The 18274-nt window shown below is 72.9% G+C and carries 17 protein-coding genes; 10 read left to right on the top strand and 7 right to left on the bottom strand.

Annotation, left to right across the window (positions count from 1 at the left end; translation table 11 throughout):
- Positions 1-291: 291 nt before the first annotated feature.
- Positions 292-1536, top strand: coding sequence for an ornithine cyclodeaminase, nickel-pincer nucleotide-dependent (locus AC3ANS_RS08030; RefSeq protein ID WP_488295631.1), 1245 nt, complete (start codon positions 292-294; stop codon positions 1534-1536).
- Here AC3ANS_RS08030 and AC3ANS_RS08025 read toward each other — a convergent pair.
- The 5 genes from AC3ANS_RS08025 to AC3ANS_RS08005 are packed head-to-tail and all read right to left on the bottom strand — an operon-like array spanning position 1469 to position 5594.
- Positions 1469-2476, bottom strand: coding sequence for an ROK family protein (locus AC3ANS_RS08025; RefSeq protein WP_488295630.1), 1008 nt, complete (start codon positions 2474-2476; stop codon positions 1469-1471). The two genes, AC3ANS_RS08030 and AC3ANS_RS08025, sit on opposite strands and share 68 nt — an antisense overlap.
- A gap of 12 nt (positions 2477-2488) precedes the next feature.
- Positions 2489-3430: an ROK family glucokinase gene (locus tag AC3ANS_RS08020; protein WP_488295629.1), complete on the bottom strand. Its 942-nt coding sequence runs from the start codon at positions 3428-3430 to the stop codon at positions 2489-2491.
- Positions 3427-3921, bottom strand: coding sequence for a hypothetical protein (locus tag AC3ANS_RS08015; RefSeq protein ID WP_488295628.1), 495 nt, complete (start codon positions 3919-3921; stop codon positions 3427-3429). Before AC3ANS_RS08015 ends, AC3ANS_RS08020 begins: the two co-directional genes overlap by 4 nt.
- A gap of 1 nt (position 3922) precedes the next feature.
- Positions 3923-5116 carry an ArsA family ATPase gene (locus AC3ANS_RS08010; protein ID WP_488295627.1) on the bottom strand — a complete coding sequence of 398 codons (1194 nt, stop codon included), beginning with the start codon at positions 5114-5116 and terminating at the stop codon, positions 3923-3925.
- A gap of 37 nt (positions 5117-5153) precedes the next feature.
- Positions 5154-5594, bottom strand: coding sequence for an SRPBCC family protein (locus tag AC3ANS_RS08005; protein WP_488295626.1), 441 nt, complete (start codon positions 5592-5594; stop codon positions 5154-5156).
- Positions 5595-5728: 134 nt separating this feature from the next.
- On the opposite strand from AC3ANS_RS08005, the gene AC3ANS_RS08000 reads away from it, so the two are divergent.
- From AC3ANS_RS08000 to AC3ANS_RS07960, 9 genes are all read left to right on the top strand, one after another.
- Positions 5729-7531 (top strand): AMP-dependent synthetase/ligase, encoded by a 1803-nt coding sequence (locus tag AC3ANS_RS08000; protein ID WP_488295625.1) that lies wholly within the window; start codon positions 5729-5731, stop codon positions 7529-7531.
- Between the two features lie 174 nt (positions 7532-7705).
- A complete protein-coding gene (gene cpaB, locus AC3ANS_RS07995) occupies positions 7706-8440 on the top strand; it encodes a Flp pilus assembly protein CpaB (RefSeq protein ID WP_488295624.1) in 735 nt (244 codons plus the stop codon).
- 6 nt (positions 8441-8446) lie between these two features.
- Positions 8447-9637 (top strand): CpaE/TadZ family protein, encoded by a 1191-nt coding sequence (locus AC3ANS_RS07990; protein ID WP_488295623.1) that lies wholly within the window; start codon positions 8447-8449, stop codon positions 9635-9637.
- Positions 9638-9642: 5 nt separating this feature from the next.
- On the top strand, positions 9643-11097 hold the full coding sequence (locus AC3ANS_RS07985) for a TadA family conjugal transfer-associated ATPase (protein WP_488295622.1): 1455 nt from the start codon (positions 9643-9645) through the stop codon (positions 11095-11097).
- Positions 11094-12065 carry a type II secretion system F family protein gene (locus AC3ANS_RS07980; RefSeq protein ID WP_488295621.1) on the top strand — a complete coding sequence of 324 codons (972 nt, stop codon included), beginning with the start codon at positions 11094-11096 and terminating at the stop codon, positions 12063-12065. The genes AC3ANS_RS07985 and AC3ANS_RS07980 overlap by 4 nt, the downstream gene beginning before the upstream one ends.
- A gap of 1 nt (position 12066) precedes the next feature.
- Complete coding sequence (locus AC3ANS_RS07975; RefSeq protein ID WP_488295620.1) at positions 12067-12981, top strand: type II secretion system F family protein; 915 nt, start codon at positions 12067-12069, stop codon at positions 12979-12981.
- A complete protein-coding gene (locus AC3ANS_RS07970) occupies positions 12981-14591 on the top strand; it encodes a sensor histidine kinase (protein ID WP_488295619.1) in 1611 nt (536 codons plus the stop codon). The genes AC3ANS_RS07975 and AC3ANS_RS07970 overlap by 1 nt, the downstream gene beginning before the upstream one ends.
- Positions 14588-15235 carry a response regulator gene (locus AC3ANS_RS07965; RefSeq protein WP_488295618.1) on the top strand — a complete coding sequence of 216 codons (648 nt, stop codon included), beginning with the start codon at positions 14588-14590 and terminating at the stop codon, positions 15233-15235. Before AC3ANS_RS07970 ends, AC3ANS_RS07965 begins: the two co-directional genes overlap by 4 nt.
- A gap of 248 nt (positions 15236-15483) precedes the next feature.
- On the top strand, positions 15484-15702 hold the full coding sequence (locus tag AC3ANS_RS07960; RefSeq protein ID WP_488295617.1) for a Flp family type IVb pilin: 219 nt from the start codon (positions 15484-15486) through the stop codon (positions 15700-15702).
- A gap of 68 nt (positions 15703-15770) precedes the next feature.
- On the opposite strand, the gene AC3ANS_RS07955 is transcribed toward AC3ANS_RS07960, so the two are convergent.
- Entirely contained in the window at positions 15771-17009 is a 1239-nt protein-coding gene (locus tag AC3ANS_RS07955; protein ID WP_488295616.1) for a M48 family metallopeptidase, read from the bottom strand.
- Complete coding sequence (locus AC3ANS_RS07950; protein WP_488295615.1) at positions 17006-18229, bottom strand: hypothetical protein; 1224 nt, start codon at positions 18227-18229, stop codon at positions 17006-17008. The genes AC3ANS_RS07955 and AC3ANS_RS07950 overlap by 4 nt, the downstream gene beginning before the upstream one ends.
- Positions 18230-18274 lie beyond the last annotated feature (45 nt).

Raw genomic sequence — 18274 nt, 5'->3', positions numbered from 1 at the left:
GTGTTCCGGCACCGCGACGGCGGTTGAGGTGCGAGCGAAGCGAGCCTCGAAACCCCGTCACCCCGCCGGACGCCCCGACGCGGTGGAATCGGCAGGAGGAATCCCGGGTCTGCAACGACGACCACAGCACGTCGACCACAGACGACCTCGTGCTGACCGCCCTCGGTGCCCATGCTCGGGTGACCACAGCGAACGGCGACCACGTCTCCTCGTCCTTCAACCACCGCAACCGGAGCTGGCCTGCCGACGTACCTCGGTCGGTGGGGGTGCTGAGTTCGTTATGGTCCTCGGGTGAGCGCTCAGGAGTCCGTCGAGATCACCGGCCACCTGATGGACCACGGCATCCTCGCCCGCGTCCTCGACGACATCCGGGAGTACGGCGGCGACTACACGATCGACCGCTTCGACGTGGGCAGGAAGACCGACGACCCGTCCCACGCGGTCATCACGGTGATCACCGAGGACGACGACGCCCTCGAGCGCCTGCTGATGCGGCTGCAGACCCGCGGGGTCAACCAGGTCGACCTCGGCGAGGCCGGGGTCACCGAGGCCGATCGCGACGGGGTGTTCCCCGATCACTTCTACTCGACCACGAACCTCGAGACCCGGGTGCGGGTCGAGGGCGCGTGGCTGCAGGTCGCCAATCCGGAGATGGACTGTGGGCTCGTCCTCGAGCGCGACGACGACGGACGGCCGGTGCGGGTCTACACGCTGCCGATGTCCGACGTACGCCGCGGGATGCTCGTGATCACCGGCGCCTCGGGCATCCAGGTCACGGTGCCGGCTCCGGACCGCACCGCCGGTGCGTTCGGGTTCATGGAGTCCGAGGTGTCCTCGGAGAAGCCGCAGGCGGTGCTCGTCCGCCAGGTCGCTGACGGCATGCGCGAGGCGAAGGCCGCGGGCAAGCGGGTGCTGTGGGTCGGCGGCCCGGGCGTCGTGCACACCGGTGCCGCGCCGGCGATGGTCGCGCTCGTGCAGGCGGGGTACGTCGACGTGCTGTTCGCCGGCAACGCGCTGGCGACCCACGACATCGAGTCCGCGCTCTACGGCACCAGCCTCGGCATCGACCTGGCCATGGGTCGTGGCGTCGAGCACGGGCACGAGCACCACATCCGCGCGATCAACACGATCCGCAAGGAGGGGTCGATCCGGGCCGCGGTGGAGAGCGGGGTGCTGACCGGCGGCATCATGCACGCGCTGGTCACCCACGACAAGACCTTCGTGCTGGTCGGCTCGGTGCGCGACGACGGACCGCTGCCCGACGTCTACACCGACGTGATCGAGGGCCAGCGCGCGATGCGGCAGAACCTCACCGACGTGGGCTTCTGCCTGATGGTCGCGACCATGCTGCACTCGGTGGCGACCGGCAACATCCTGCCCGCGTCGGTGCCGCTGGTGTGCGTCGACATCAACCCGGCGACGGTCACCAAGCTCGCCGATCGCGGGTCCTCGCAGGCCCGCGGCATCGTCACCGACGTCGGGCTGTTCCTCGAGCAGCTCGCCGTCGAGCTCGTGCCCGGGTACCGGCGCTCCTGAAGGTCTGACGGGCGAGCTCGGCGGCGCCGATCGCGCCGGCTTCGGGCCCGAGCGCGGCGCGTACGACGGGTGGGATCGCCCGGTGCGGGGCACCGACCAACGACTCGCGCAGTGCCTCGCGGGCGGGCTCGAGCAGCAGGTCGCCCGCGGCCGAGAGCCCACCACCGATCACCACGATCTCGGGGTCGAACGCCGCGACCAGGTTGGCCACCCCGACGCCCAGCCACTCCCCGACCGAGGCGAACGCGTCGAGGGCCACGGCGTCCCCGGCCACGGCGGCCGCGGTCACCATCGGGCCGGTGAGCCGCGCGGGGTCGCCCTCGCAGGCGGCCTCGAGCGACGTCGGCCGATGCCCGATCCGCGCCCGGGCGTGGCGCACCAGCGCGTTGCCGCTGGAGTACTGCTCCCAGCACCCGGCGCCGCCGCACTCGCACTCGAGCCCACCGGGCACCACTTGCATGTGCCCGAACTCCCCCGCCATCCCGTTGTGGCCACGGTGCACCGCACCGTCGAGGACGACGGCGCCGCCGATGCCGGTGCCCATGGTGACCACGAGCGCGTCCGAGGCGTTGCCGACCGCGCCGTACGTCAGCTCCGCGCGCGCCGCGCAGTTGGCGTCGTTGTCGAGCACCACCGGGGCGCTCCACCGCTCCGCGAGCCGCGCTCGGACGCCCTCGTCGCGCCAGGGCAGGTGCGGTGCGAATCGGACCCGCTCCCCCTGCGCGTCGACGAAGCCGGCCGCGGCGATGCCGATCGCGCCGATCCTGCGGATGCCGGCGATCTCCTGGACCGCCTCGGTCAGCGCGTCCTCGACCAGGCGTGCCTCGACCCGCCGTCCCGGCGTCGTACGCCGAGCGGTGCGCAGCACCCGTCCGGACCGGGACACGGCGGTGGCGAGCACCTTCGTCCCGCCGATGTCGACCCCGATGAACAGCGGCATGGCGGCGGCCGTCTAACGGCGGGAGAGGTCGGCGGCGCCGATCAGCCCGGCGCGGTTGCCCAGCCGGGCCTTGCGGACCTCGGGGATCGGCCGGAACCCGCGGCCGACCAGCTGGCCGGCGAACGCCGCGCGCGTCGGCTCGAGCAGCAGGTCGTCGGCCTCGCTGACGCCACCGCCGACCACGACCACGCCGGGGTCGAGGATCTCGGTCAGCGACGCGATGCCCTCGCCGAGCCAGCGACCCAGCTCGGCGAGCTGCTGGCGCGCGCCCTGGTCGCCGTCGCGGGCGGCCTCGGTGATCAGCGGCCCGGTGATCTTGGCGATGTCGCCGCCGGCCCGCTCGAACATCCCGTGGGCGATCATCGCGCCGGACATGGCGGCCGCCCGGGCCTCGCGGACCAGGGCCGACCCGCTGGCGTACTGCTCGAAGCAGCCGTGCTTGCCGCAGCCGCACAGGATGCCGTTGGGCACCACGCGCATGTGACCGATCTCGGCGCCCACGCCGTTGGCGCCGCGGTAGACCTCGCCGTCGAGCACCAGCCCACCACCGACACCGGTGCCGACCGTGACCAGGAGGAGGTCCTCGGCGTCGTGGCCGGCACCGAAGGTGAACTCACCCCACGCCGCCGCGTTGGCGTCGTTCTCGATCACGACCGGCAGGTCGATCCGCTTCTCGAGCTCGCCCTTGAGGTCCTCGTTGCGCCAGGCGACGTTCGGCGCGAACAGCACGACCGCGCGCGCCTTGTCGACGTACCCCGCCGCACCCACGCCGACGGTCGCGATGTCGTGCCGCGAACGGAGGTCGACGACCAGGCCGGCGATGGCCTCCTCGATCGCCTCCGCGTCGGTCGCCGGCGACTCGACCCGCAGCTCCTCGAGGATCGTGCCCGACTCGTCGACCACCCCTCCGGCGATCTTCGTCCCACCGACGTCGATCCCACACGCCAGGCTCATCTGTCTCCATCCTCAGGTCCGCCCGGGGCATCCGGGTCATCCGGGTCCGCCGGCCAACCGCCGGGGTCGTCGTCGAGATCGATCCGCTCGACGCCACCACGCGCGCCGCGATCGTCGGGTACGGCGGTGGCCAGCATCCCAGCCGCGGCCTGCATCAGGGCGGTGGCGGCCGTGGTCAGCTGAGCGCGCACCTCGGGCGAGGTCTGCCGCAGCACGTGGACGGTGCGGCAGATGGGGCAGTAAGTGCACTCGGCCGATCCCGTCGCGAGGTGCTCGTCCACCTCGTGCGCAACACGCGTCGCGTGCCCGGCCAGCCCGCCGGCCAGGTCACCGAGGCCACCACCCTGGTCGCGGGCCCAGTCCGAGAGCGCGCCGAAGAGCTTGGCCGCCTCTTCGCCGACCGAGCCCACCTCGGGCTCGGGTCCGGAGCCTGCCTCGGGCTCGGGTCCGGAGCCTGCCGCGTCGTCCGCGGGGCCCTCTCCGTCGCTCACGTCATCTCCCAGCTTCGTCGTCGGAGGTCTCGGTGAACCGCACCTGCAGCTCGCCCTGCTCCACCCGGGCCCCGGCGATGCGGAGGCGCGCCAGACCGGATGGGAGCGTGATCAACCGACGATACGATCCCACGGTCACGACCAGATCATCGCCATTGCGGGCCAGGTCGACCTCGGCGCGGGTGACCAGCGGCAGTGAGAGCCGCACGACCGCACCGCCCTCGCTGCGCCGGACGCGGAACGGCGGCTTGCCGGACGCCCGGCTCAGCGGGTCGTCACCGGCGTACAGGTCCTGGGCCAAGGCGGTCAGCGGGGCGATGCCGACGGGCTCGCTGGGGTGGTACTCCGAGCGCCAGAGCGGCAGGCCGAAGAAGGACTCCTCGACCCGGGACAGGACCTCGTCCTGGGCGACGACCCAGCCCGCGCGCCAGTCGTCGGCCCCCTGGGCGGGGAAGATGCGGTTGGCGACGACGCCGTCGACGCGGTAGCCGAACAACGACAGCGTCGTGTAGGAGCGGCGGGCCTCGGCGAGGACGACGTTCTCGGGGGTGAGCACCAGCCGGACGCTGGCGTCGGGGCCGCTGAGCAGCCCGCGCACCTCGTCGAGCTCCCCGTGCAGCCGCTCGATCGCGTCGAACACCGAGTCGGCGGGCATCGGCACGCCGGCCGCCCGGCTCAGCACCGGACGCAGCGCCTTCACCACGCGACGCTCGACCGGGAAGACCCGGTGCATGTACCAGCCGAGCGCCTCGGGGAGGGCGAGCAGCCGGAGGGTCTCGGCCGTCGGGGCGCAGTCCACGACGATCACGTCCCACGCCCCCGAGCGCGCGTGCAGGCGCAGCTCGAGCAGCGCCAGCACCTCCTCGGCGCCGGGGATCACCGTGAGCTCCTCCGCCGCGACCGGGTCGACCCCGGCGACGTCGAGGACGGAGAGCAGGTAGCGCTGGATGTCGGCCCACGACTGCTCGAACCGCAGCTGGGCGTCGACCTGGACCACGAAGAGGCCGTCGGAGACCTCAGTCGGCTCGGACCCGATCTCACCGGGCCGACAGTCGTAGGCGTCGGCCAGGGAGTGCGCGGGGTCGGTCGACAGCACCAGCGTGCGGTGCCCCTCGGCGGCCGCGAGCGCGGCTGTCCCCGCGGCCACGGTCGACTTGCCGACCCCGCCCTTGCCGGTGAACAGGAGGATGCGCACGGTCAGCTGGTCCAGCGTCGCTCAGACCGGGCCGGGCTCACCCGAGCGACTCGACACGCTTCTTGAGCCCCTTCAGCGCGGTGTCGATGAGGATCTTCTCGCCCTTGCGCTTGAGCATCCCGATCAGCGGGATGTTGACGTCGAGCGCGAGGCGATAGGTGACCTCGGTCGAGCCGTCGGGGAGCTCGCGCAGCAGGTAGGCGCCGTCCAGGGCGCGGAGCATCTTGCCGTGCACCAGCGTCCAGGTGACCATGTGGTCGCCGTTCCAGACGTACTCCAGGGTGTACTCGTCCTTGATCGGCGAGACGTCGAGCACGAAGAAGACCTGCTCGGCACGCCCGTCGGGGAACTGCGCGACCACGTCGGAGGTGGTGACGCCCTTGGCCCACTCGGGATAGGCCGGGAAGTCGCCGATCACACCCATGATGGCGGCGGGCGCCGCGTCGATGACGATCGACGAGGTGGTCTGCTCGGCCATCGGGTCCCCTCGGTGCGGTTGTATCGGTCTGCGAGCGTACCGGATCCCGGGCACCGCCGAAGCGGCGGTAACCTCGCTCGTGAGCCCAGCGATCTCCGCGCGAACGCGCGGCGCCCGGACCCCAGGAGGCCATCGTGCGTGAGTTCTCCACCCCGTCGACGATCGAGGTCCCGGCCACCGGCAACCTCACCGACGACGTGGTGGCCAACGCCCGTGAGGCGGGCGACAGTGTCGTCTTCAGCCGTCGTACGACGGGAGCGGGCGAGGCCGGCTGGGAGGACGTCACCGCGGCGCAGTTCCTCGCCGAGGTGAGCGCGGTCGCGAAGGGCCTGATCGCCGCCGGCATCGAGGCCGGCGACCGCCTCGCGATCGTCTCCAAGACCCGCTACGAGTGGACGCTCCTCGACTACGCGACCTGGTTCGCCGGCGCGGTCGTGGTGCCGATCTACGAGACCTCCTCCTCCGAGCAGATCTCCTGGATCCTCTCCGACTCCGGTGCCAGGGCGGTCGTGGCCGAGGGCGCGGAGCACCTCGCACGGATCAGCGAGGTCCGGCCTGGTCTCGACCAGCTCAACCACGTGTGGTCGATCGCGGACAACGCCGTCGACAACCTGGTCCGGCTCGGTGCCGACATCTCCGACGAGGAGCTGGAGAAGCGGCGCGCTTCCGTGACTCCCCTGGACCTCGCGACGCTGATCTACACCTCCGGCACGACCGGCCTGCCCAAGGGCTGCATGCTGACCCACGGCAACTTCATGTTCGAGATCGGGGTGGCGGTCACCGAGCTCCCCGAGCTCTTCGAGGGCGACGACGCCTCGACGCTGCTGTTCCTGCCGCTCGCGCACGTGTTCGCCCGGATCATCCAGGTGGGGTGCGTCAAGATGCGCACCCGGCTCGGCCACAGCTCGGACATCAAGAACCTCGTCGTCGACCTCCAGGACTTCAAGCCGACGTTCGTGCTCGCGGTCCCGCGGGTCTTCGAGAAGGTCTTCAACACCGCGTCCCAGAAGGCCACTGCCGACGGCCGCGGTCGCATCTTCGACCGCGCCGCCGAGGCCGCCATCGCCTACTCCCGCGGTCTCGACAAGGGTCGCGTGCCGCTGACGGTGCGCGCCCGGCACGCGGTCTACAGCAGGCTCGTCTACGGCAAGCTGGTGGCAGCGCTCGGCGGCAGCTGTCGCTACGCAGTGTCCGGCGGGGCACCACTGGGCGACCGGCTCGGCCACTTCTACCGCGGGATCGGCCTCACGATCCTGGAGGGCTACGGCCTGACCGAGACCACCGCCGCACTGACGGTCAACCTCCCCGAGGCGATCAAGGTCGGCACCGTGGGCCGCCCGCTGCCCGGCACCGCCGTACGCATCGCCGACGACGGCGAGCTGCTCTTCCGCGGCGGCCAGGTCTTCGCCGGCTACTGGCGCAACGAGGCCGCAACCATGGAGGCTCTGGAGCCGGAGGGCTGGTTCCACACCGGCGACGTCGGCGAGGTCGACGACGAGGGCTTCGTGCGGATCACCGGACGCAAGAAGGAGATCCTGGTGACCGCCGGCGGCAAGAACGTCGCACCCGCCGTGCTCGAGGACCGCCTGCGGTCCCATCTCCTCGTCGACCAGTGCATCGTGGTCGGCGACGGGCAGCCGTTCATCGCGGCGCTCATCACCATCGACCGGGAGTCGCTGCCCGCCTGGGCGCAGGCCCACGGCAAGTCCGAGCACATCGCGACCCTGGTCGACGACCCCGACCTGCGCGCCGAGATCGAGGCGGCGGTCGAGGAGGCCAACAAGGCGGTCTCCAAGGCGGAGTCGATCCGGAAGTTCACGATCCTGCCCGACGAGTGGACCGAGGAGGGCGGGCAGCTCACACCGAGCCTGAAGATCCGCCGCAACGTCGTCATGCGCGAGTTCAAGGAAGACGTCGCGGCGCTCTACGTGTCCTGACCGGGTACAAATACCCGACGGGAAAAGTGGCTAAAGGCCCTTGCGGGGGCGCGAATCCTCCTAGAGTGCCCCCCAAGGCGACCGATCTCGGGGTGAGGATCGGTCACCGGCGGTTGCAGCGTGTCCGCTGTCGGGCCCCACCCCCGGCGCGGCCTGACTGGGGAGGGCACCACGATGGATCGACGCCGGCTGCTCATCATCGCTGCAGCACTGGTGGCTGCCCTGGGGACCGCGCTCGTCGTGGCCTACGCCCGCGGCGCGGACCAGCGAGCAGAGGACCGCTTCGGGTCCGTCGACGTCCTCGTGGCCACCGCGCCGATCGCCGCCGGCGAGACGATCGAGGCAGCGCAGGCGGCCGGCAAGGTGGGCACCGGGTCGGTGGCCGAGGCGGACCGCCTGGCCGGCGCCCAGACCTCGGTCGACGGCCTCGCCGGGCAGGTCGCGCTCGTCGCGATCCAGCCGGGTGAGCAGCTGATCGCCGCCAAGTTCGGATCCAGCGCCGACGCGGCCGCACCACTGCCGATCCCACCGGGACAGATGGCGGTCTCGGTCAACCTCACCGACGCCGCGCGGGTCTCCGGATTCCTCAGTCCCGGCTCCCAGGTCGCGGTCTTCCTCAACGGGCTCGACCAGCAGTCCGGGCAGCCGTTCACCCGCCTGCTGCTGCCCCGGGTGACCGTCCTCGGCGTCGGCTCGACAGCCCCGGTGGCCACCACGACCACCGACGACAGCGGCGCCCAGACCGTCGAACAGCTGCCGCGCACGCTGCTCACCGTCGCGGTGGACCAGAAGGACGCCCAGAAGGTGCTGTTCGCGTCCTCGAACGGCGAGCTCGCCTTCGCGTTGCTCAACGGCGACAGCGAGGTCACGTCCGGCAAGGGCGTGACCGCACAGAACCTGTTCCGGTGATCTGACGTGCCTGTCGTCGTCGACCCCGAAGCGAGCGCCATCACCGCGCTGTCGACCGCGCTCCCTCCGGGGACGCACGGCATCGAGTCCACCGAGCGGCTGCGGGCCTGGGTGGCCGAGCACACCGAGGAGTACGTCGTCGTGCTCGGGCCCGGCCTGGACCTCGAGGACGCCCTCGGCACGTGCGAGGAGCTGCGCGTCGGCCGCCCGACGATCAGCGTCGTCCTCGTGCGCGACCAGGCCGACACCCCCATCGACGCCGTGCTGCTCACCCGGGCGATCAAGGCGGGTGCGCGCGACGTCGTCCCCCACGACGACGTCGGGGCGGTGGCCGCCGCGGTCGGCCGCGCCCACCAGCTCTACGTCGCGCTGCGCGGGCCGGCCGGGGCCACGCACCTGGGTCGCGTCGTCACGGTGTTCTCGCCCAAGGGAGGGGTCGGCAAGACCACGATGGCGGTCAACCTCGCGCTCGCGCTGGCCGATCGCGGGGCGCGGCAGGTGTGCCTGGTCGACCTCGACCTGGCGTTCGGCGACGTCGCGATCACCCTGCAGCTCTTCCCCTCCCACACCGTGGAGCACGCCATCGGCGCGGAGCACACGCTCGACGCGGAGATGCTCGCCCCGTTGCTGACCCGGCACCAGGACGCGGTGATGGTGCTGGCGGCGCCCAGCCAGCCCGACGTCCGGGAGCGGGTGACGCCGGCCCTGGTGACCCGGGTGCTGCGGACGCTGCGGGAGGCGTTCGACTTCGTGGTGGTCGACACCGCGCCCGCCTTCGACGAGACCACCCTGGCCGCCCTCGACGAGACCGACGAGTGCGTGGTGGTCGCCACCCTCGACGTACCGACCCTGAAGAACGTCCGACTGGCGCTCGAGACGCTGGAGATGCTCGGCATCGCACGTGGCCATCGACACCTGCTGCTCAACCGCGCCGACGAGGCCGTCGGCATCGGGCCCGAGAAGGTGGAGGCGATCCTCGGCCTGTCGGTCGCCGCGCAGGTCGCGACGTCCATCGACATCGCCGCCTCGACGAACGCCGGCACGCCGATCGTCAGCGGCAAGCCGGACCACCCCTCCAGCGCCGCGATCCGCGGGCTCGCCGTCCGGTTGGCGGGCGTCCCCGCGGGCCCGGCCGGACCCGAGCCCGCCGAGCCCGCCCCGACGGGGCCGGCGCGCCGGTTCCGGATCCGGAGGTGACGCGGATGAGCCTCGCTGACCGCCTGGCCGCGGCCCGTGCCGCCGCGGAGGCCGGCACCGCTCCCGTCGAGGTGCCGGACGCGGCCGCTGCGGTCGTCGCCGCCACCGCCGAGCCCGGTGCCGAAGCCGCAGCCGAGCCGGCGGCCGAGGCCGCCCTGGGGCGCCGCAAGTCGCAGGCCGGACGAGGGGATCGGATCGAGGAGATCAAGGGCAGCGTGCACGCAGAGCTGCTCCAGCAGCTCGGGCCACAGCTGTACGACGCCGAGATGGACCAGGCCGAGCTCGACCAGCGGGTGCGCGCCGTCCTGGCCGATGTGCTGGCTGCGCAGGACCGGCCGCTGAGCCACAGCGACCGGGCCCGCGTGACGCAGGAGATCAGCGACGACATCCTCGGCTACGGCCCGATCGAGCCGTTCCTGCGCGACCCGTCGGTCTCGGAGGTGATGGTCAACGGTGCGCACAGCATCTGGATCGAGCGGGACGGACGCCTCGAGCCGACGGCCGCTCGGTTCGTCGACGAGGACCACCTGCGCCGGGTGATCGACAAGATCGTGTCGCGGATCGGGCGGCGGGTCGACGAGTCCAGCCCCATGGTGGACGCGCGCCTGCCGGACGGGAGCCGGGTCAACGCGGTGATCCCCCCGCTCTCGATCGACGGCTCCGCGCTCACGATCCGCAGGTTCGCCACGACCCCGCTGACCGCCGACGACCTGGTCGGGTCGGGCACGCTCACCTCGCAGGCCCGGGACTTCCTGGCGGCCTGCGTCCGGGGCCGGCTGAACGTGATCGTCTCGGGCAGCACCGGCGCCGGCAAGACGACCACGCTCAACGTGCTGTCGTCGTTCATCCCCTCCGACGAGCGGATCGTCACCATCGAGGACGCGGCCGAGCTCCAGCTCGAGCAGGACCACGTCGTCCGTCTCGAGTCCCGACCCGCCAACATCGAGGGCAAGGGCGGCGTCGACACCCGCGACCTGGTGCGAAACGCGCTGCGCATGCGCCCGGACCGCATCGTCGTCGGCGAGGTCCGCGACGCCTCGGCGCTGGACATGCTGCAGGCGATGAACACGGGCCACGACGGCTCGATCTGCACCGTGCACTCCAACGGGCCGCGCGACACCCTGGCGCGCATCGAAACCATGGTGCTGATGGCCGGCATGGACCTGCCGATGCGGGCGATCCGCGAGCAGATGGCCTCGGCCCTGGACCTGATCGTCCACCAGACCCGGTTCAAGGACGGCAGCCGCCGCATCACCCACATCACCGAGGTCGAGCGGATGGAGGGCGACGTCGTCACCCTCCAGGACATCTTCGTGTTCGACCAGAGCCCGGGCTTCGACGCCGACGGCCGCTCGCTCGGGTCGCTCGCGGCCACCGGGCTGCGGCCCAAGCTGCTCGATAAGCTCGCCGGCTCCAACGTCAGCGTCGACCCTGCCCTGTTTGTGGCGGGACGGCGATGAGCCTCCTGCTGGTGGCCGGCGCGGCCGCCATCGGCCTCGGTCTCCTCGCGCTGCTGGTGCTGCTCCTCTCCCCCGCGCCGACGCCGGAGCTCACCCCGGCCGAGCGGGTCACGGCGTACGTCGGCGGCACCGCCCCCACCTCGGCCGCGCCCCCCGACCGGCCGGATGCCCTGGCTCAGGCCACCGGCGCCGCCTCGCAGGTGCTGCGGCGCAACCGCGGGCTCGAGGACCGCATCCGGCACCGTCTCGACGGCGCCGGGAGCCGCCTCGAGCCGGCCGAGTGGCTGCTCGTGCACACCGGCGTGCTCGTCGGCGCCGGGTTGGTCGGTCTCGCCGTCGGCGCCGGCAACCTCCCCCTGTTCATGCTGTTCCTGCTCGCGGGCGGGCTCGGGCCGTGGGCCTACCTCGGTGTGCGCCGGAGCCGGCGGCACCGGGCGTTCGGCGCCGCCGTCCCCGAGACCCTCCAGCTGATGTCGGGCTCCCTCGCCGCCGGCCTCTCGCTCGCCCAGTCCGCCGACACGGTCGCTCGCGAGGGACCCGAGCCGGTGGCGGCGGCGTTCCGGCGCGCCCTCGTCGAGACCCGGCTGGGTGTGCCGCTGGAGGACGCGCTGGAGGACGTGGCCGGGCGGTTCGGCAGTCCCGACCTGGCCTGGGCGGTGATGGCCATCCGGATCCAGCGGCAGGTCGGCGGCAACCTCGCCGAGCTGCTCGACACGGTCGCGGCGACCATGCGCGAGCGCGAGTTCGTGCGCCGCCAGGTCGCGGCACTCTCAGCCGAGGGCCGGCTCTCGGCCTGGGTGCTCGGCGTGCTGCCCCCGGTGTTCATGCTCTACCTGCTGCTCACCAGCCGCGCGTACCTCATGCCGCTCTTCGACGACCCCCGCGGCATCGTGATGCTCGTGGGCGGAGTCCTCTGGCTGGCGGTCGGCGCGTTCTGGATGAGCCGCCTGGTCCGGGTGGAGGTCTGAGATGACGTTGCTCCTCGGTGCGGTCCTCCTCGCGGTGGCGGTGCTGCTGCTCGCGCTCGCGCTCGGCGACGCCGGGGACACCAGCGGGGTCGCGCGCTCCCTCGAGCTGGTGCGGGCCTCCTCGGCCGCCCCCGAGGCCGTCACCGCGGAGGTGGAGGCGCCGTTCGGCGAGCGCGTGCTCGAGCCCCTGCGCGACCGGGCCCTCGGCCTCGGACGACGGCTCGCGGGCCGCGAGGCGGCGGAGCGGGTGCGGCACCGGCTCGACCTCGCCGGGAACCCGCCCGGGTGGTCCGTGGACCGCTACCTGACCGGCACCGTGCTGGGCGCGATCGCCGGGCTCGTCGGCTCCGGCGTCGTCGCCCTGCTCCTCGAACCGGCGACCCCCGTGCTGGTGCTCCTCCTCCTGGCGGGCCTCGTCATCGGCTTCTTCACCCCGGGCCTGTACCTGTACCAGAAGGGCTACGACCGGGCCGAGCGGATCCGGCGCGAGCTGCCGGACGCGATCGACCTGCTCACGATCAGCGTCGAGGCCGGGCTCGGCTTCGATGCCGCCGTCCAGCAGGTCGCCCGCCACACCGAGGGCCCGCTCGCCGAGGAGCTCGCCCGGGTGCTGCGCGAGATGCAGCTCGGCCAGAGCCGGGCGGCGTCCCTGCGCGCCCTGGCCGCCCGCACCACGGTCGCAGAGCTGCGCACCTTCGTCGGGGCGATGGTGCAGGCCGACTCGCTCGGCATCCCGATCGCGCAGGTGCTGCGGGTGCAGTCCCGAGAGATCCGGGTCAAGCGCCGCCAGCACGCCGAGGAGCGCGCCCAGAAGGTGCCGGTGAAGATGACGGTCCCGTTGATCTTCTGCATCCTCCCCTGCCTGTTCGTGGTCGTCCTCGGTCCGGCGGTCCTCAGCATCATGGACACGTTCTGATGCCGACCCAGACGGTCCGCGCGCGCCGCGGTTGGCACCTGTTCCGGATCGCCGGGGCCGCCCGGCTGTGCGCGCTCGTCGCGCTGCTCGCGCCCGCGCTGTGGACCCAGGACACCCCGGCCCTGCTCGCGCTGCTCGCGATCGGCGGCACCTGGCTGCTCGGTGAGCTCTCCGAGCTCAACCGGTCGCTGCCGGTCTGGCTGACGACGGTGCTCGAGCCGCTCACGGTGGGCGCGGTCTGCGGCGTCGCGCTGCACACCTCGACCGCCATGCTCGGCGCCCTCGCCATCGGGCCATTGACGGCGGCGTTGCGCGCCGGAGCCGCCGGGGCGTCCCTGGCGATCATCTCCGAGCTCGGGGCGCTGCTCACGGTCGCGCTCGGCGCGGGACGACCGGTCAGCAACGACGAGGGGCTCGCGATCATGACCTGGAGCGTCGCCGCCATCGGGCTCGGCATGATCGCGACGTACCTGCACGCGGTGCTGCGTCGCGGGCCGGACCCGCTGGGCGCCTACCACGACGCCCAGGCGCTGATCCGGCAGCTGATCGAGCTGTCCGACGACTTCGGCTCCGGGCTCGACCCCGCCACGCTCGGGACCCGGCTCCTGGACTCGGTCCGCGACGACCTGCCCGCCGAGGTGCTGACGGTCTACGTCGCCCCGGTCCGAGACCTCTCCCCTCTCGTCACCTGGTCCCTGGGCCCTTCGCCCGAGCGCGACCCGGTCGAGGAGATCGCCACCACGTGCTGGTGGGCGGACCGCGCGATCATCGACGGCCAGGCGTTCGCGTTCCCCCTGCACTCGGGCGGCACGACCGTGGGCGTCGTGGCCGGGCTGCTGTCCGAGCGCCTCGACGCCGGTCAGCTGGGGCTCGAGGAGCGCATCCGCGCGCTGAGCGCGCGGCTCGCCGCGAGCGTCGTCCGTCTCGACACGGCCCTGCTGTTCGAGACCCTGCGCGACCGCGCGACGGCCCGCGAGCGCAGCCGGCTGGCCCGGGAGATGCACGACGGTCTCGCGCAGGACATCGCATCACTCGGCTACCTCGTCGACGCGCTGGCGGCCGACCCGGGCAGTCCGGCGCAGAGCGCCCGGATCGAGGCCCTGCGCCAGCGGATCACGTCGGTGGTCTCCGAGGTGCGTGGGTCGGTCCTGACGCTGCGCACCGGCGTGGGCGAGAGCGCGAGCCTGGGAGCCGCCCTCGGCAGCCTGGCCCGCCAGCTCACCGAGTCCTCCGGCATCCCCGTGCACGTCACGCTCGACGAGCGGGAGACCCGGCTGCGTCCGGAGGTCGAGGCCGAGCTGTTCCGGATCGCCCAGCAGGCGATGACCAACGCCGTGCAGCACGCCGGCGCCAGCGCCATCGACGTGCACTGCCGGGTTCGGCCGCCGCGCGCGGTGCTGATCGTGCGCGACGACGGCACCGGGCTCGGCCCGGCCCGGCGCGACTCCCAGGGACTCGAGATCATGCGGGAGCGCGCTGCCCTGATCGGCGGGCGCCTCGACGTACACCCGCAGCGGCCCCACGGCACCAGCGTGACGGTGCGCGTGCCCGCTCCGGCGGCACCCGTCGAGATCGTGGCGGCGGCCCAGGACGACGTGGTGACCGCGTGACCTCCGTGCTGCTCGTCGACGACCACGAGCTGATCCGCAGCGGCCTCGCGGCCGTCATCGAGCTCGAGGACGACCTCACGGTCGTCGGTACGGCGGCGACCATGGCCGCCGGGCTGGCCGCGGTCGCCGACCTGCGGCCCGACGTCGTGGTCGCCGACCTCCAGCTCCCCGACGGCACCGGGCTCGACATCGCCCGGGCCGTACGCCGCGAGAGCGACACGATCGGCCTCGTGGTGCTCACCATGCACTCGGGCGACGACCAGATCTTCGCGGCCATGGAGGCCGGCGCGTCCGGGTTCGTCGGCAAGGACGCGCCCGCGCAGGAGGTCGTCCGCACGATCCGGCACGCGGCGGTCTCGCCGCGCTCGTTCGTGTGCAGCGGGCTGGCCGACGCGATGGTGCGCCGGGTCGGGGCGACCACGGCCCGGCTCTCCGACCGTGAGCACGACGTGCTGCTGCTGCTCGCCGACGGCCTGGGCACCGCGGTGATCGCCGAGCGGCTGTTCATGAGCGAGTCGACGGCGAAGTCGCACATCGCGCACATCTACCAGAAGCTCGGCGCCGTCAACCGCGCCCAGGCGCTGGTCACCGCGATGCGGGTCGGGCTGCTCTCCAGCGTGCGCCCGACCGACGCCGCGCACTGAGCTCAGCCTCGCTCGTCGCGACCTAGCTTTCGGGACCTTGGTCCCGGGACCTTGGTCCCGCCCGGCCTAGCCCACCCGAGCGGTGCGAACGATGTCCGTTCGGCGCCGAGGCCTAGTCATTTCGGGCTATCCAGACGCGAGCGTTCTCCTGATCCGGGTGACTGCAGTCACAGGACACGATGACGCCCGAGGGGTTGAGGGACCCCTCCGGTCCGATCTCGGGACCAACATGGAGAGGGAGAAACACCATGCTCGAGTTCCTGCGGAACATGTTCACGATGCAGCGCAACCGCAACGAGCGCGGCGCGTCCGCCGTGGAGTACGGGTTGCTGGTGGGAGGCATCGCCGCGCTGATCGTCGTCCTCGTGTTCGCTCTGGGCAGCAACGTGACAAGCATGTTCAGGGACACCTGCACCAATGTGGCCGGAGGCAGCGCGACCGACACCGCGAACACCGCCTGCCCCTGATAGCTCGTCGAGCCATCCAGTGGCCGCGGACCGCGAGGTCCGCGGCCACTGTCATGTCCGGGCCGTGCTCAGGAGTGGTCCCCCAGCTGCCGGGCGATCGCGATCCGGGTCATCGTGGTGGGGTGCGAGCCGAACCAGAACTGCGACCACGCGGGCGGGGTCAGGTCGGCCAGCGAGTGCAGCGCGAGCTGGCGCTGCACCCCGATGAACGCCTCGGGGTCGTGGGTGGTCTCGAGGGCGTCGACGTCGGCTCGGGTCTCGATCTGCCGGCTGATGCCGTTCTGCACCGGGCTCGCGAGCAGCGTGCCGATGGCCAGCAGCGCGAGCACCAGCGGCACCACCGCGGGGTCGCCCATCTGCGGGCGGCGGCGCCCGACCAGCAGTCCCAGCAGCCCGACGCCGAACACCGCTCCGGCCGCACCGAGCAGCGAGCCGGTGAGCACGTCGTCGTGGCGGGCGTGCCCGAGCTCGTGGGCGACCACCGAGAGCGCCTGGTCGCGCGGCACGTCGTCGACGAGGTTGTCGTAGAGCACCACCCGGCGGGTGCTGCCGAAGCCGGAGACGTACGCGTTGAGCGTGGTCGTACGCCGGGAGGCGTCCGCGACCAGCACGTCGTCGACGGCCACGTGCTCACGTGCGGCGAGCTCGAGCACCTCGGTGCGCAGCGGCCCGTCGGGCAGTGAGGTGAAGGAGTTGAACAGCGGCTCGATGACGACCGGGTAGACGAACGACCCGGCCAGCACCAGCGCCCCCAGCAGACCGCCGGCCACGGCCGGCCAGGCCCGCGTCCAGCGCCGGGCACACGCCACCAGGACGATCAGCACGATCGAGGTCGCGACGATCCCCACCAGCTCGTTCTTCACCAGGTCGGCCGCGAACCCCGGCCACGACTGGTGTGTGAGCCCGTGGTCGCGGGCATGGCGGCGCAGCAGCACGGCGAACGGCAGCGTGATCACCCGCCCGACCACCGCCAGGACCGCCACGGCGAGCACGACCCGCACCCACCACCAGCCCCGCAACCGCCGCGCGAGCCGTTCGCCCCAGGGGCCGAGACCCAGCACGCAGGCGACTGCGAGCGACACCGCAAGCGAGCTCCAGCTCCACACCCGCGCCCACCGGGCGAAGTCCTCGCCACGCTCGATCTCGGCCGGGGTGAACACCGAGGCCGCGTCGGCGGGCCCGGGGGTGCCGCCGGGGACCGGGTGCCACGGCACGAGCCAGGCGGCGAGCACGACGAACGCGAGTCCGCCGAGGAGGGTCACGGCGAGCGCCACGCGGCGTTCACCTCGGACGGGCGGGGTCCTCACCCGGTCGATTGTGGCAGGGCCAGGTCTACGAGCAGGTGGCGCCACTGCTCGGTCAGGTCGCGGGTCGACATGCCGAACACCGACTCCAGGGCGGCGCCCACCGGGCGGCCGCCGTCCACCGCCCGGTAGAACCGCACCAGGCCGGCCTGGCCGCCGTCCTGCGCGAGCAGGCGGCAGGCGAGCCAGGCGCTCTCGTACGTCGCTCCCAGGTGGGTCGCGCGGGTGCCGAACTCGGCGGCCCCGGGCAGCGCCCGGGGAGCACCGTCGCGACGCACCTCGGCGATGATCTGGGCCGCCGAGCGCGAGACCGGCAGATCGACGTCGCGCAGCGCGACGTAGTCGGCGAACCCCTCTAGCAGCCACAGCGGCATCTGACTGGTCCACGCGTTCGCCGCGACATGCGTGGCCTCGTGGCTCATCACGACCTGGGCGCCGGTGGGGCGCAGGCCGGCGTAGACGTCGGGGTTCACGAACACGTGCACGGGCGCGTCGGGGGCGAGCGAGCCGTCCGTCGAGGTGGTGACCGCGGCGATCTGGTCGTAGGTGCCCGGCTCGGCGTTCAGCGCCTGGTCGAGCTCGTCGACCGAGCTCGGCACCTCGACCACGAGGCCGCGGTCCCAGTCGGGGAGCACGCGGCGTACGACGGGGACCGCGGTCGTGGCCCGCCGCGCGTAGCGGTCGGCCTCGGCGGCGGTCCCGTCCACCAGCACCAGGGTCCGCGCGGTGCGCCGCACCTGCAGCGGGCCCGTGAGCCACAGCGGCGACACCCGGTCGCCGCCGCCGAACCCGGTCAGGGCCACCGCGTCGCCCTCCTGCCGCAGGTGCACGGTCACCTCGGCGTGCGCCGAGGACCGGTCGAAGCCCGCGAACCGCCAGGTGGCGTCGACGGCGGCGGTCCAGGAGCCGTCGGCGGCCGGGGCGCCCTCGGCGTCGACGTAGCGCAACGTGAAGTCGGCGACGTCGAGCTGGTCGGCGTTGTGCACCAGCGCCGAGAGCAGCGCGGCCGCGGCGGGGTCGTCGGCCGGCGCGAGCGCCTCGGCCGCGGCGGCGTCATCGGCACCGACCGCACGCTGGAACCTCGCCAGGGTCTGGGCCGCCAGGCCGGGCGACGCGCTCTGCGACTGGGGATGCGGCGTGGAGGCGACGTAGACGTCGTCGTCGGTCAGCCACCAGGCGAACAGCCCGGTGGCCACCACCAGGCACAGCGAGAGGCCGGCCACCCACCATCGTGGACGACCGGCCTCTCTGCGTTGGTCGGTGGTGTC

This window comes from Nocardia sp. 149-1B (genome assembly GCF_057747975.1).
This window is presented reverse-complemented; position numbering and strand designations above follow the sequence as displayed.

What these genes read in the sequence shown, in the direction of transcription:
- AC3ANS_RS07975 (WP_488295620.1), top strand. Translation starts at nt 12,067, where the DNA reads ATGACGTTGCTCCTCGGTGCGGTCCTCCTCGCGGTGGCGGTGCTGCTG.
- AC3ANS_RS08020 (WP_488295629.1), bottom strand. Translation starts at nt 3,430, where the DNA reads ATGAGCCTGGCGTGTGGGATCGACGTCGGTGGGACGAAGATCGCCGGA.
- AC3ANS_RS07960 (WP_488295617.1), top strand. Translation starts at nt 15,484, where the DNA reads ATGCTCGAGTTCCTGCGGAACATGTTCACGATGCAGCGCAACCGCAAC.
- AC3ANS_RS07980 (WP_488295621.1), top strand. Translation starts at nt 11,094, where the DNA reads ATGAGCCTCCTGCTGGTGGCCGGCGCGGCCGCCATCGGCCTCGGTCTC.
- AC3ANS_RS07970 (WP_488295619.1), top strand. Translation starts at nt 12,981, where the DNA reads ATGCCGACCCAGACGGTCCGCGCGCGCCGCGGTTGGCACCTGTTCCGG.
- AC3ANS_RS08005 (WP_488295626.1), bottom strand. Translation starts at nt 5,594, where the DNA reads ATGGCCGAGCAGACCACCTCGTCGATCGTCATCGACGCGGCGCCCGCC.
- AC3ANS_RS07985 (WP_488295622.1), top strand. Translation starts at nt 9,643, where the DNA reads ATGAGCCTCGCTGACCGCCTGGCCGCGGCCCGTGCCGCCGCGGAGGCC.
- AC3ANS_RS08025 (WP_488295630.1), bottom strand. Translation starts at nt 2,476, where the DNA reads ATGCCGCTGTTCATCGGGGTCGACATCGGCGGGACGAAGGTGCTCGCC.
- cpaB (WP_488295624.1), top strand. Translation starts at nt 7,706, where the DNA reads ATGGATCGACGCCGGCTGCTCATCATCGCTGCAGCACTGGTGGCTGCC.